The 14,341-nt window shown below is 47.6% G+C and carries 11 protein-coding genes and 1 riboswitch; of the genes, 2 read left to right on the forward strand and 9 right to left on the reverse strand.

The window, feature by feature from the left end:
• Positions 1-121 precede the first annotated feature (121 nt).
• Positions 122-221, reverse strand: a riboswitch (cyclic di-GMP riboswitch).
• Between the two features lie 226 nt (positions 222-447).
• Both EJF36_RS19420 and EJF36_RS19425 read left to right on the forward strand, forming a co-directional pair.
• On the forward strand, positions 448-789 hold the full coding sequence (locus EJF36_RS19420; RefSeq protein ID WP_125907879.1) for a PadR family transcriptional regulator: 342 nt from the start codon (positions 448-450) through the stop codon (positions 787-789).
• Positions 782-1,294, forward strand: coding sequence for a DUF2812 domain-containing protein (locus EJF36_RS19425; protein ID WP_125907880.1), 513 nt, complete (start codon positions 782-784; stop codon positions 1,292-1,294). The genes EJF36_RS19420 and EJF36_RS19425 overlap by 8 nt, the downstream gene beginning before the upstream one ends.
• 240 nt (positions 1,295-1,534) lie before the next feature.
• On the opposite strand, the gene EJF36_RS19430 is transcribed toward EJF36_RS19425, so the two are convergent.
• From EJF36_RS19430 to EJF36_RS19470, 9 genes are all read right to left on the reverse strand, one after another.
• Entirely contained in the window at positions 1,535-3,082 is a 1,548-nt protein-coding gene (locus EJF36_RS19430; RefSeq protein ID WP_125907881.1) for an FAD-dependent oxidoreductase, read from the reverse strand.
• The gene (locus tag EJF36_RS19435) at positions 3,079-4,629 is read right to left on the reverse strand and encodes a DUF4127 family protein (protein WP_125907882.1); all 1,551 of its coding nucleotides are present in this window, start codon (positions 4,627-4,629) and stop codon (positions 3,079-3,081) included. Before EJF36_RS19435 ends, EJF36_RS19430 begins: the two co-directional genes overlap by 4 nt.
• 2 nt (positions 4,630-4,631) lie before the next feature.
• A complete protein-coding gene (locus tag EJF36_RS19440; RefSeq protein WP_125907883.1) occupies positions 4,632-7,295 on the reverse strand; it encodes an alpha-mannosidase in 2,664 nt (887 codons plus the stop codon).
• Positions 7,292-8,203 (reverse strand): carbohydrate ABC transporter permease, encoded by a 912-nt coding sequence (locus EJF36_RS19445; protein ID WP_125907884.1) that lies wholly within the window; start codon positions 8,201-8,203, stop codon positions 7,292-7,294. Before EJF36_RS19445 ends, EJF36_RS19440 begins: the two co-directional genes overlap by 4 nt.
• 117 nt (positions 8,204-8,320) lie before the next feature.
• On the reverse strand, positions 8,321-9,196 hold the full coding sequence (locus EJF36_RS19450) for a carbohydrate ABC transporter permease (protein WP_125907885.1): 876 nt from the start codon (positions 9,194-9,196) through the stop codon (positions 8,321-8,323).
• A gap of 414 nt (positions 9,197-9,610) precedes the next feature.
• The gene (locus tag EJF36_RS19455) at positions 9,611-10,669 is read right to left on the reverse strand and encodes an ROK family protein (RefSeq protein WP_125907886.1); all 1,059 of its coding nucleotides are present in this window, start codon (positions 10,667-10,669) and stop codon (positions 9,611-9,613) included.
• Between the two features lie 27 nt (positions 10,670-10,696).
• Positions 10,697-11,545 (reverse strand): MurR/RpiR family transcriptional regulator, encoded by an 849-nt coding sequence (locus EJF36_RS19460; RefSeq protein WP_125907887.1) that lies wholly within the window; start codon positions 11,543-11,545, stop codon positions 10,697-10,699.
• The gene (locus EJF36_RS19465; protein WP_125907888.1) at positions 11,496-12,239 is read right to left on the reverse strand and encodes an N-acetylmannosamine-6-phosphate 2-epimerase; all 744 of its coding nucleotides are present in this window, start codon (positions 12,237-12,239) and stop codon (positions 11,496-11,498) included. The genes EJF36_RS19460 and EJF36_RS19465 overlap by 50 nt, the downstream gene beginning before the upstream one ends.
• Before the next feature lie 735 nt (positions 12,240-12,974).
• Positions 12,975-14,327, reverse strand: a complete 1,353-nt coding sequence (locus EJF36_RS19470; RefSeq protein WP_125907889.1) for an ABC transporter substrate-binding protein — start codon at positions 14,325-14,327, stop codon at positions 12,975-12,977.
• Between the last annotated feature and the right edge of the window lie 14 nt (positions 14,328-14,341).

Raw genomic sequence — 14,341 nt, forward strand, 5'->3', positions numbered from 1 at the left:
CACTGCCGCTGCGCCTAATGCTACTGCTGCATAAAATAACTTTTGCTTACGCTCCGGCGTGAACCAACTTTCTTGCATGTGTTTCTTCCTCCTTGATGGTGATACTTCGTACGGAGGCTGTTTCGGTAACTGGCTGGCGTAGGAGGAGGATGTCCCCTTTTTCTCCATTAGCCCCTATAGTTTTGCGCCACCACTTTTCAGTGATTTTGCCCTTTCGTACGATACCTTATATATTATATTATACGCATCGAAATTTCTAGGAAAATAGGAATGTGGTGTAGTTTTATCTAGGACTAGGGGTATGAATTTTTACCTTTTTAAACTTTTTCCATATACAGGGTTGCTTTCTTTGTAGGTTCGTTGTAATATATCGGTATACGATATATATCGAACTACGATACAACACATAACGATATAACAACATACGATATAAAGGAGGGATTTGGGATGGCAAAGAAATTAGCCGCTCAATTACTACCACTTACGCACACGACATATTTTATATTGCTTTCGCTGACCGAACCGCTGCACGGCTATGGCATTATGCAGAAGGTTGATGAGATGAGTAGCAGCCAGGTAAAACTTGGTCCCGGCACACTGTATGGCGCGCTAAGTAAATTGGAGAAACAAGGATTGATTTTGAAGGTTGAGGATACTGACCGCAAAAAGTGTTACAAGTTAACGGATTTTGGTTCTGAGGTTGTACGATTAGAATTTAAACGACTAGAGCAGCTCGTGGTGATCAGTAGAGACATTGTCGAAACACTAGGAGGAGATTCACATGTTTAAAAAAGTATTCAAGTTATTTTGGGCATGGCAAGATGACAAGGAAGAACAATGGTTACAAGCTATGGGTGAAAAAGGGTGGGCTTTACGACATTACAACACGGGCTTTTATACATTCGAAAAAATCAAACCGACTAAATACATTTACAAGCTCGACTACAAAACTACACGCAACAGCGACATGGAAGAGTATGTTGGTATTTTTGAAGATTCAGGCTGGGAGCATTGTGCGCAGTATCTAGGATGGCACTATTTCCGCACACCTGCTGAAGGCGCGAAGACACCGGATATTTATTCAGACACCGCATCTAAGGCGCATAAGTATAATAGCTTAGCAACGGTATTATATCTTGTTCTTGCTATGCTCGTGACACTCTTCATCACTGTGCTTCTACGAGTCGATTATGAAAGTATCAATATTATGCGCGGCATTTATGTTGTTTTAATCGGATTTACGATCACTGGTATTCTTCGATTGAAGGGTAAAGCACGGAAGTTGAGTGAGTAGAGGAATGTTTACACGTGCCTGTGATGACAGGTACCCTTTGGGCACCTATCACCACTTGGCACACCAGACATCAATAAGCTAGCATATGCTAGTAGTTTACTAGCAGAGTGTGACAATCTGCTAACCGTGGTGTTACTCGGTTTTTAGTGAGTTTGCTAGCATGTTCTATCAGTGTGCTACCAACCTGATAACTCATTGGTGCCAGGTGTCCGCGCGGACACCTGGCACCGTTTGTTTTAGTTATATCGCACTCCCTACCCCGTTGTTGGGTAGCTGGTCCCAGTGAAGAGGAATGCCTTGATTTTTTAGAAGATGTTGAAACTCTTTGAGTAGATCTTTGTTGCGACGGATGTCACGCGGCAACACTCCTTTTTCTGCGGCAAAGGCAGCTAAGTAGCCGACTGATTCGCCGATATTCCACTCGACAGGATGCACGCGATAACAGCCATTTGTGATATGGGTCGTGCCGATATTTTTGCACGCTGGTAGTAAATTTTTCACGCGTATCGGTATGAGACTTCCCAGTGGAATTTCAAACGGATAGCTTGTTGTATAAAAGAACGAATTCGTTTCAATCGTCGGGTGAAGGTCGATACGATATGCCCCGATACCAACTGAGTCATCAAAACGTGCAATGCCAGCTTTGCCGCGCGTCTCGGCGCTAATGTGCTCCTCGACTACGGTGAACATTGCTCTAATGCGGCGTGATTCACGAATGTACGGGTACATCGCAAGGCCATCGTCCGTTCCAACAAGGTCACCACGTAAGCGTAACCCTGGATACCCCGCTTCTGTTTGCAACCAATATAGCAGTGATAAACTCAATTGTTTCGCAGACTCGATATGCTTCGCTCGTTCTTGTGGCGAGACGTCAATAATCGAACCAAGCCAGTAATCGTTTTGCGGCCAGTTGATTAACGAGATATCTCCTTTATAATGCCCCGGTGTATACATATCTTTGTCTATAATTCTACGATAATCCCATAATCCCCAGAGGTCACCTTTATGAAACATCGCAAATTCCTTTGACCCACCCGTATCAGCATCTGGCGCAAACCAGCTTAGCTGTTTATGCTGGAGGAACGGTGCTTGGTACTGTTTCCAAAAGTCATATTGCTCTGGTTTCGAAATCGTATGGTCTTCTCCCTCTCTATACTCACAAGCAAACACATGGGTAATCGGCTGCATGTCTTGTTGGTTCGGTTCATCTGGCGCGTGGAGCTCGCCTGTTTCAACTTTCGATTCGGCCCCTGTGACATATTCCACGCCAGCAAGTGGCAATACGTCTCCGCACTCAGTTGCATCGAGAAAGAATTGCCCACGTAGTTCGATTTCTTCTTTTGAAGATACTGTCACAGATGTCACCGTATCGTCTTCGACAGTCGCACGTACAGGGAGATGATTTAGTAATATGTTGACGCGTCCACTACTTACATACGGCGCGAGCATGTTTTCTAACATTTGCAATGCGACACGCGGTTCGTGTGAGATACGACTCACCCATGCGTTGCCAGGGTTTAATCGTTCACTATCCTTAAGAAGTGGATAATTCTCTCTATAATAATCGCGTACGTTGTTGCGGAATTCACGGTATGTGGCGGTGCAGCCAAATTCTTCGATCCACTTGTGTTCATCTGGCGGGACGGCTTGACTCGTGAGCTGGCCACCAATCCATGATGTTTCTTCTGTTAAAATAACTGTCTTGCCCATTTTCGCAGCGGCTAGTGCGGCCATCACTCCACCTAAGCTCCCGCCAATGACGATAATATCAGCGTATAGTGTTCTCAAGCTTGGCCCTCCTTTCGTAACGTGATGCCGATTTCAAATGTGCGAGCCCACGGTAAATAGATGTCTTCGATCCAGTTCGTCGCGTCGCGTAATGTAGCTGCTTCTTTCAAGAATGCTTCGCGTACCTTTTCGAGAAGCTGCGGGTCTGTGTCAGATGTGATAGCTCGTACATGTTGGCGCACTATCGTTTGATACACATAGTCATCTAGCAAGCGCAGGAGGATATTGCGATACTTGGCATGCTTGTTATCACCTTTTACGTGCTGCGCGACTCCGGCTTCGACTAGGTGCGTGTAGGAATAATCCGTTTGTAGGTTTTCGACTAAATGAACCATCGCCGCTTGCGCAACGACCGTCCCAATCGTGTTACCAGCTGTGTTCCAAGCGGCAAATCCCGCTAATTTTTCAATATCAGTTTCTTGTAATAGACGTGGCAGCATCGCAGGATCGGCTCCGTTGCTATAGGCAACATCAGCAACTGCGACTTGTTTCCCTTTTGTCATGTAATGCTTGATGCGCGCGAGCCACTCGCCAACGTTGCGATCTGGTGTATCCACTTCATTTATATATTTTTGTAGCGCAAGGTCTCCTTGGCGTTTACCAGGCACGTTCACCGCTAGTAGCATATCAGCATCTGTACTTGTATCCACTGTGTGCGAGCCAAACGCAAATATTTGTCCTTTGACCGACTCGACTATAGGCCGGTCCTCGTACATCGCGGTTAGCAGTGCACCTTTCTCTCCACTATAAACCGGGAAAAAGGTTGGCTTAGTCGCACCAATAAGCTCGTAAATCATCCGCGCTGTCATGACGCTTGCGACTTCATCCGCTCCTGGGTAAATGAAGACGTTCGACCACAGCTTGCGCTCCGCTGTCATTTGCACGAGTTGTTCTTGCTCGCGAATATTTAAGCCGTATTCGGCTGTGTCATCTTGCGGAAATACGAGCGTATCAATAACACCTGTTTCCACTAAATCAAACAGCGATTCATTTAACTTGAAGTTACGCTCGCGTGTTGTGAGATAGTCTTCTAAGATAGGCTCAGGAATAATCTCTTTCATCGCGTTCACTTTTTCAAACGACTCAGGACACCCTGTTTTTTCATATTTATGCGTATGATACGAGTACGCCCAAATGTCTTCGCCGTAGTCAGCCCAGTAATCTTTTTCTTCTTCGTTAACATAGTTATTAGAAATACGCATCGTTGAGCTAAAGGCGATGATTGGTTTGTTCGGATACGTGCGCTTTAAGTCGCGCAGTAGCTCGATGCGGGCTGTGATGTCAGTTAGTGACTGTGATGCAATGCGTGATGCGACTAAACCGCCATACGCTAGCATATCGACTGAAAGCACAAAGCCATCGACTTCGTCTGCTACTTCGTGTAGCCATGTCACGATATCATCGTGATCAGCTGGTGTTTTTAAAAAGCCAAGTATGTTCGTATTAGGTAATAGTACGTCCCAGCCAGCGATTGCCGCGATGTCTCGCGGCAATTCACGTGTCACAGGACGCGCATCGACAGGTAGTAAAGCTAGTTTTTCGCGCATACTTAGACGGCTCCTTCAGTTAAGATGACATACGTTGCAATTTCATGTCCTTTTATCGTGTCGCTATTATCAAATAAGCGCTGCATTACATCCCCATTTAACTGTGTTTTCACAATCGGATGCGGGCAGAGGAAATTCACGTTTTCGTCTGACTCGCACGGATTCCACAATCGTACTTCGACGTGATCATGTTTACGACGAATCGTACTCCATTGCAGCGTACGATTGTCAATTTCAAACAGACTCACAGGTGTTGGCACGTGCGCTTCAACAAACTTTGGTGGCACGCGGAACATTTTCGCTTCTGTCGCTACTTCTGCTAGCTGTTTACGCTCTAGCTCAAAAGCAAAGTCAAACGTATACGTGCCCATGCATTGCCCGCCTGGTGTTTCCATGTTCGGTCCGGCACCTCCCCCGCGCGTGCGTAAGTCATCACGCGACAACCAGCCGACACTGCGAAGCACTGTAATATCGAGTGAATTTTCATACACTTGGTATTCTTGCAGACCGCGGTGGTAAAACGTTAAGTCATCAACATGAATAAACGATTGCGATGGTTCAACAACAACCGGTACTTCTTTTTGCTTTGGTGCGTCAAATTGCTCAGCTGTTACCGCAGGTCGTTTCACAATTTCAAAGGCAGTATCACTGTATGTGAAGTCTGGTTTTGTCACGAGCGGGTATGTCACGCGCAAACGTTGGTCTTTGGCCCGATTTGTGACGGTCACACTGACTTTGACTCGCTTGCCGGTCACAGTAAGCATGACATCAATTAAGCTTTTGACTGTGGTCGCACTTGGACCCGTTCTATCTTCATTTAATGACGCAGGCTGCTGCATGCCAAGTGTGTAACGTACGACAGACACGTTGTTGTTGCTGTGAATAATTGGCTCACCCATGAGGCGTGCGATTGTTTTCTGGTCGTTAACAGGTGGGGAGTAATTATACTCATCGCCGGCATCAAGTGTGCTATAAAACTGCATTAAGCGTTTGTATTCTTGTTGTTTAGCTTTATCAAAAAGTGTGAGTGTGCCATCTCGTTCTATATTTAGTTTGATATATTCATTTTCAGCTTGCGGTTCCATCGTTAGCTCCTTCGGCTCTCCATCGATCATCGTAAACGATGATAACGAGAGGGCCGGTACATTTTTCACATGAATAGCGATATCATAGAAGGTTGCTTGCTTAAATTCTGGGAACGCATCAACAGGTGATTCAAAGACGCGCCCGGTTGATTGCGATAAAATGGTCGGGACAATTTTGTTGCCGCTGTCGTCTTGTAAAATAAACGACTTGTCGTCGTGTCGCCAGACACGGCCTTGCACCCAGCCGGTGAATGGTACAGGATGCGGGTTAAACAGTGCAAACGTTGCACAATCGTCGAACGGCTTACGCAGGCCGCGTCCACTCATCGCGTCATCGCGGTAGCCTGCTGCTTGCAGTGCTTGGTGTTCAAGCATGCTCATGCGCTGCTCCAATCTTTTCGTTCTAATTTCCATTTCGTCGTGCACGTCGTCAACACTACAGCCACAAATGCTGTCATGCGGATGGTTTTGCAAAAGTAGCTTCCACGTATCTTCTATATATACAGCTGGATAGTCAGCTTGAGCGCAAAGCGCAAATAACGGTTCGATGTAGCCCGTAAGGACGTCCTCGATGCGCTGGTTTTGTTCTTTTAAATATGACCGAGTGGAGAGCACATTCGGTAGAACGTACAAATGCTCGTTATTACGCATTTCGCCTTTGTGAACGGATAATTCGAGCGGCAGCTCGCGTTTGACCGCTTCGAGGTATGCTTCATATGTACTCGGATGAAGCTGTAGCTTGTTTATTTTTTCATCAACATCACCATAGCCCGGCATAAGGTGGTCGCCTCCGTATGTGAGGAGGAGCTGGGAGGTGGTGGCGTATCGTTTGATTTTGTCAAAGTATTGGGTGGTGGCTGTTTCATAGTTGGCATCGTCTAGTACGGGCTGGTAGTAGCCTTCTGGCAAGAAGATAGTGAGTACTTCTGAGCCGTCTGGTGCTTGCCAGTATAGTTCGGACGCTTGGGCGTTGAGTCCTCGGGCTAGGATCGCGTTGTCGATGCTGAAGCCTTGGAGGATTTGCGGCATTTGTCCGATGTGGCCGAACGTGTCGGGCAGGTAGCCGATGCGTTGTGGCGCGCCGTATTGGTTGGCGAGCTTGTGTCCAATTTCTAGGTTGCGGATGAGTGATTCGCCTGCGACGAGGAATTCGTCGGCTAGGACGTACCACGGGCCGATGATGATTTTGTTCGTTTCGATTAGTTTCTGGACGCGTTGTTTTTTGTCCGGCTCGCAGACGTCTAGGTAGTCTTCGAGTGCGGCCATTTGCCCGTCCATGACAAAGGCTTTGATTTCGCCGGCCTCGAGGCCGTGGATGATGCGGTCCATGACGGTGAGCAGGCGGTGGCGAAATTGTTCGAATGGGAAGTACCATTCGCGGTCCCAGTGCGTGTGAAAGACGATGTGACAAGTGGTGTGTGGGTGGTGGTGGGTCTGGGATGGTGCTGTCACATGGTTTTCGGCTGGGTTTGGGTTGGGTGTGCTCGTTGTCATGCGGTTCTCAGCTCGGGTTGGTGCTGTATCGTTGGGCGCGCTCGTTGTGGTGCGCGCCTCGTTTGTATGGTCGTTAGTATGTGTCATCCTTTTACTGCTCCTTTCATGGCGCCGGCGATAAAGTGCTTCTGCATGATGGCGAAGAAGATAATGATTGGTAGCACCGATATGACGGAGCCGGCTGCGATGTAGCGCCAGTTCGCTGAGAAGCTACCGGCGAGGGTGTTAACGCCGAGCGGTAGCGTGTACATCGTTTGGTCGTTTAAGATAATAAGCGGCCATAGGAAGTCGCCCCATGCCATAACAAAAATAAAGATGGCGAGGGTGACGACGGACGGTTTGACGAGTGGCATAAGTACGCGCCACCATATTTGAAACGAGTTCGCGCCGTCCATGCGCGCGGATTCGTCAAGCTCAAACGGAATCGTGAGAAACGCTTGGCGCATTAGGAAAATACCGAACGCGGTTGTCGCGTGTGGCAGGATCAGGCCTGCGTACGTGTTTTGTAAGCCGAGCTTAAGCGCGAGTATATAAATCGGAATCATGAGCAGTTGAAACGGTATCATCATCGTGCTGATGATTAGGATAAAAACTATATTTTTGCCGCGGAATTGCATGCGCGCGAGTGGATACGCGGCGAGCGAGCAAAAAATAATGTTTAAAACGACGGTTGCGACCGCTACGATGATGCTGTTAAACAGGTAGCGGAAGAACGGGAATGCCTTCATGACTTCGACGTAGTTTTGCAGCGTCGGTTGCTCTGGTATGAGTTGCGGCGGGTAGGCAAAGATGTTTTCGCTGCCTGATTTTAGTGATGTGGCGACGAGCCACAGAAATGGTCCAATTGTTAGCACTGTCATGAGTAACAGTAGCGCGTACGATATTGCTTTTTTAAGTATGTCTTTTGGTTGTAGTTTTTTCTTTGGTATGTGTATGGTTGGTTGTTGTTTTAGCTCGGCTTGCTGTTGGGCTTTTTCAAGCTGTGGCGCACTCATATAGTTACCCCCTTCATGTTCAAAGTATGTTGGTGGTGCTGCCAGGATAATGCTTTGGCTGCCGGTGGTGTTTCGTAGTTGCGAGTGATGTGTACGATATTGTCGCCCGCATCTATGTTACCCCCTGATAGCTGTTTCTTTTTTATTCATAAAACGAATGTTTAGTATTGATAGGATAAGCGTGATGAGAAACAGGATCACACCTGCGGCACTCGCATAGCCCATGTTAAGCTTCGTGAATGCTTCTTCGTAAATATAGAACACGAGTGTTTTTGAGCTGTTTAATGGGCCGCCACCTGTCATGACATAGATTTCCTCGAACACTTTCATGGCGGAAATGGACGACATGATCGACACGATCATAATGGATGGCATGAGCAAGGGGATCGTAATGTGGAGGATTTGCTTCCACTTGTTCGCCCCATCGATTCGCGCTGCCTCGTATAGTTCGGACGGAATCGACTGCAAGCCAGCGAGGTAGATTACCATGTAGTAGCCGAGCCCTTTCCAAACAGTCACCGCCATGACGGCAAATATGGACGTCGTTGTCGATGTAAGCCAGTGGACAGGTTCTTGAATGATGCCGGACGCATCTAGTATATAGTTGAGAATTCCTTTGTCAGCGTATACCCATTTCCACATGATACCGACTACAACCATTGATGTGACAACTGGCACGTAGTAAGCCGAGCGGAAAAAGGCGATGCCTCTGATTTGTTGGTTGACGAGTATCGCAAGGAAGATTGGTAGTATAACGAGCGCTGGGACCACGCCGATTAAGTATAAAAACGTTTGGCCGAGCACTTTCCAGAATAGGTCGTCTTTGAATAGTTCTTCGTAGTTTGCTAGGCCGACGAAATTTGCTTCTTGGACCATGTTGTAGTCGGTGAAGCTGAGCCAGATGGCGTCGAGCATCGGGTAAAATATGAATGCGCCGAGGATGATACATCCCGGTAGTAAAAATAGAAACGGTGTGAACGGATTTCGTTTCATTATTGTGTCACCTCTAATTCGTTGTGGTGTGGGTGGTGATTGAGAAAAAGGTTTATGGGCTGAGTTTTGCTATTTATGGGCTGAATTTCGCCGTTTATGGGCTGAATCCTGGTGTTTATGGGTGAATCTCCGGTGTTTTGCTTGCCAAAATTTTTATGCGCCAGTTTTTGCTGTTTATGCGCCAACTTTTGCTGTTTATGCGTGTGATTCTCGCGTTTATGCGCCAATTTTTGCTGTTTATGCGCGAAATTCTCGAGTTTATGCGTATTTTGCTAGTTCGCTAGTGTAGCCGATGTGTTTGTGCGTAAAACTTAGGTTGTTTTGCGTAAAAAACAAGTGTTTCTGCGGAAAATCCACGTGCGTTTGCGGAAAACTCAAGCTTTTCTGCTGAAAATCCAGGTGTTTCTGCGGAAATCAGGCATTCTGCGTGTGCGCGTCGAAAACTAGTTTACTAGCACCAGCGACGCCTGCTTGATTACCGAGGGCGGCTGGGATGATCGGTGTTGCGACTTCGTAAGTTGCTAGTTTGGTGATGAGTTGCGGCCACCATATGTGTTTCGAGTCAATCACGCCGCCACCAATAATGATAGCGTCTGGATCGATGGCTACAGTCATGTTGTAGATTACGAGCGCTAAGTAGTCTAGGTACGTGTCGACAACTTCGTGCATCGCGGAATCTACAAATACTTGTTGGCCATGCGTGTATTGTGTTGAAGTTGGACCGACTGCTTCGTTCGCTTGACGTACGAGTGCGTTTGCCTGGTTTACGGCTTCGTTCGCTTGACGTACGAGTGCGGTACCTGATAGATACTGCTCGATGCAGCCTTTTTTGCCGCAGTTGCATGGGTGACCATTTGGGACAAGAACGACGTGGCCCCACTCCCCGCTTTGGCAGTGCGCGCCGGTTACGAGCTGGCCGTTAATGATGTTGGCGCCACCGACGCCGGTTCCGAGCGTGAGCATAATAGCATTTTTAAAGTGATGTTGTGGGCCGAGCCACAACTCTCCTAGTAGTGCCACGTTTGCATCGTTGTCAACGTGACAAGGTAGGCCGTATTTTTCTTCTATTATTGTTTTGATGTTTGTGCCTTGCCAGCCTGGTAGGTTGGCGGTGGCGTAGACGACTTCGCCGGTGATCGGGTTGATGCGACCGGCTGAACCGATGCCGATGCCCGCGAGTTGCGCGGTGTCGGATGCTTCGTGTTGAGTCGTATCGGATGCTTCGTGTTGTGCAGTGTCCGTTGCTTCGTGTTGTGCAGTATCCGTTACTTCGTGTTGTGCGGTGGCATCGCTCGGTAGCGCGGCAGCGTGTGCTAGCAATCTATCAATGATTGTAAACAGTGCTTGCAGGATGCCTTCGCGTCCTATCGTGATGTCGGTGTTTATTTTTTCTTTTACAAGGAAAGTGCCGTTTGTGTCGATGATGGCGCCTTTGATGGCGGTGCCACCGATGTCAATGCCGATAGCTTTCATGGTTGTCACCTCGTTGACGGGCCAAACTTAATATATTTTTTCAACAACAGCCTGGGCTGTTTTTTCTTTCATCTTGATGGCTTGCTCTTTGTTTTGCAGGGCGAGGCCGGTGCAAAGTAGGTCTATGACAAAGAGTTGGGCGATTTTCGATGCGAGTGAGCCACCTTCTAGTGGGGATTCTTTACCGCCACTTAGGAGGACATAATCTGCTATTTTTGTAATAGGCGATCGCGCGTAGTACGTGATGGCGATGACCGTTGCGCCGTTTTGTCTTGCAATTGATAATGAGTCAATCGTGTCCTTCGTGCTTCCCGATACGCTTAAACCGACGACGACATCGCCTTTTGATAGTGTGGCAGCTGTCATCGCTTGGATGTGCGGGTCGATGATGGCATCGACTTGGCGTCCGATTCGAATGAAGCGGTATTTGGCATCCTGCGCGGTTAAGCCGGAGGTACCGACTCCATAGAAGTAGACTGATTTTGCTTCGTTTAAGACGTTGATAGCTTGTTGCAGTACTTGCTCGTTGATTAAATGCATCGTTTCATCGATAGCATTTTTCGTATAGTTGGAGATGGCGGAAATAAAGTTCGTGCCTTCGTCCGGTTCCTCTTGTTCCATCGTTGATAAGTCTTTGGCGATCGCAAGCTTGAATTCTTGGTAGCCTTTGAGTCCGATTTTGCGGCAAAATCGGAGAACAGTCGTTTCGCCAACTTCAGCGACATCGGCTAAGTCCGTGACCGAATAATAGAGAACTTTTTCAAGCTGCTCAACGACGACGCTTGCTACCTTTTGCTCTGACTTTGTTAGTGAAGGGTAGTGGCTATTAATAAGCCCAGCGATTTTGCTTTTTAAATGCGAATGTAATATTGTCATTTGACTTCCCATCCTTTATTGCCTGTACGTAACGTTTTGTTATGTCTTGAGGTCTTGTAATGGCTGATCCCACCACAACGGCGAACGCGCCTAGCTGCAGGGCTTGGTTCGCAAGCTCCGGCGAGTGAATGCGCCCTTCCGCGATCACAGGAATGCGTAGCGTGGTGACTAATTTTTCAAGAAGCGTAAAATCTGGTCCTGGTTGTTGTGGTGAATATGGCGTGTAGCCAGACATCGTTGTCGACACGCAGTCAAAGCCTAGTTTTTCGGCGTTGAACCCTTCTTCAAAGGTTGATATGTCAGCCATAATGGCGACGTGTTTTGATTTAGTGTATTGGACGAGCTTTTCTAGTGATTCACCGTTCGGGCGTTTTCGCTTTGTCGCATCGATCGCGATCATGTCAGCGCCCGCTTCGAGCAGCTCGTTGATTTCCTGTTTAGTTGCGGTTATATAGATGTCCGAATCGGGATACGTGCGCTTGACGAGCCCGATGACTGGGAGCTTCACAGCTTGCTTGATGGCGATGATGTCTTGCTTGCTGTTGGCGCGAATAGCTCTTGCACCGCCCATTTCGGCAGCGACGGCCATCTTCGCCATAATGTCAGCTCCGTGAAGTGGTTCATCCTCTAATGCTTGGCAAGATACGATTAAAGATCCTTGAACATCTTTAAAATTGAAAGTTGTGTAGTCCATTTCACTCACCATACTTTCTTCGTGATGTGTTGCTAGTTTGTGCATTGGTTGCGGTGGATGCCGCGCATACTAGTTGATTCGTTACCTAGGATTCAAGGGTGTGAATCTAGGGCTGCGGTATGTACCGCGTGTATCTATGTTCGGGTGGTAGACCCTGGTATTGTAAGTATTGTTAGGTTTGATATCGGAATTTCACTGTAATTTTGTCTTGTTGTGTCGTTTTTTGGCGGTACATTGTACCGACTTCGCTCGACATGTTTTGCAGCCTTGATATGACTGGGTTTATCTCAGTATCAAATTTGTCGGTACCACGTACCGACAATATCCGATAATTTGCGACTTAAATCGATCTGAGTTTCTATTACATTTCAGGTTTGTGTGACCCACTTTCATCATTTTCCGGGCTGTGACCTGAGGTTTTTACGGTTTTATGCGTCACCGCCCACCTACGTTCGTTGCGTCAACCCAGATTTCCCGTTTTCGGCGGTGCCGCGCCTCATGGTTCGTGCGCTAACCTCATATTTCCCGTTTTCGGCGGTGCCGCGCACAGGTTTGGGCTCAACATCCGCGCTAGAATTGGTGATGTTGCTAACCCGCGCAATCGGTAAGGTGTGCCGCGCACCGCCGTCCTACTTTTGGCGGGCTACAGTGGGCCGGTTAGGGTAGCCTTTAAAGAGAAGGAGGAAAGGATCCGATCCCTTTCCCCCTTTCTTTTCCCAAAATATATATAGCTAGTTATTGAGCTAGGATTTCGTTCCATTTTGCTTCGGCTTGTGCTAGTGCTTCGTCGACTGTTAGCTCGCCAAGCATGGCTGCTTGTAGGGCTTCGTTCATTGACGTTTTTAGGTCCTCGTAGTTTTTCATAGGAGGAATGAGCACTTCGCTGTCGCGAAGCTGGCTAGCTGATACGATGCGCGCTTCGTCGATCGGCGTTGGATCAGCCGGTAGTTCATTGAAGAACGGGTCGTCTAATGCTGTTTCGATTGATGGTAAGATCGGCACGATTTTGTCGAACTTAACTTGGTTTTCGCCGTTCGTCATGAATAGTGAGAAGTCTACGGCTGCTTGCTGGTGCTCGCTTTGCTTTGGCACGACAAGGTTCATAGCCGCAACGTTTTTCTTGTTTGTTTTACCTGTGATGATTGGTGCTGTTTTTGTAGCAGCCAGGATGTCTGGCGCGTTTTCTTTAACGATGTTCAGGAACTGCGGGCCAGATGATAGAATAGCTAGCTCGCCAGCTTGGTACATGTCGATTGCCTTTTGGTGACCTTCTGTTAGTACTTCGCGTGGGATGAGCTCTTGTTGATATAGTTGCACGAAGAAGTCGAATGCTTCTTTTCCTTCTGGTGTGTTGAATGTTGCTTTTGTCATGCCTTCGTCAGTTAGGTCGACACCCATCATGACCATTGTTTCAAGGGCATGGCTACCGTCAAGTGGTGGATAGAAGCCGTATTTGCCTGTTTGTTCTTTAATTGTTTTAGACGCGTCGAATAGCTCGGCGAAAGTTGCTGGTGGTGTGTTCGGGTCTAAACCAGCTTCTTCGAAAATTTTCGTGTTGTACATTGTAACTTGAGATGATAGGTACCAAGGTACACCGAATGTTTTGCCGTTGAATGTGTTTGATTTCCACACGCCTTCGAAGTACTGGCCGCGCACGTCGGCTGGGACCATTTCGTCCATGTTCACAAGGGCATCAAGCTCAGCAAGCTTTGACGCGAATTGTGGGTTCAAGTTCGCTACGTCTGGCGCTGTTTTTGATGCAACAGCCGCTAAGATTTTTTTCTCCATGTCGCCCCACGGTACGTCAACCCATTTTACTTTGACAGTTGGGTTTTGTGCTTCGAAGTCCGCGATGACGCCGTTAATATAGTCATCAAACGTTGGCGAAAGCTGCATTGTCCAGAATTCAATTTCGATCGGATCTGCTGGTGGGTCTTCAGCTGGTGGGTCTGATTCTGTTGTCTCCGTTGTAGCTGGAGTTGTTTCAGTGTTCGTGTCAGATGACGCTTCTTCATCATTGTTGCCACAAGCTGCCATGAAAAGCATAAATACTAGCAAAAACAGTAGCCAAACATTCTTTTTTAACATCCCTATTCCATCCT

This window comes from Bacillus sp. HMF5848, from assembly GCF_003944835.1.
Classification (GTDB): domain Bacteria; phylum Bacillota; class Bacilli; order Bacillales; family HMF5848; genus HMF5848.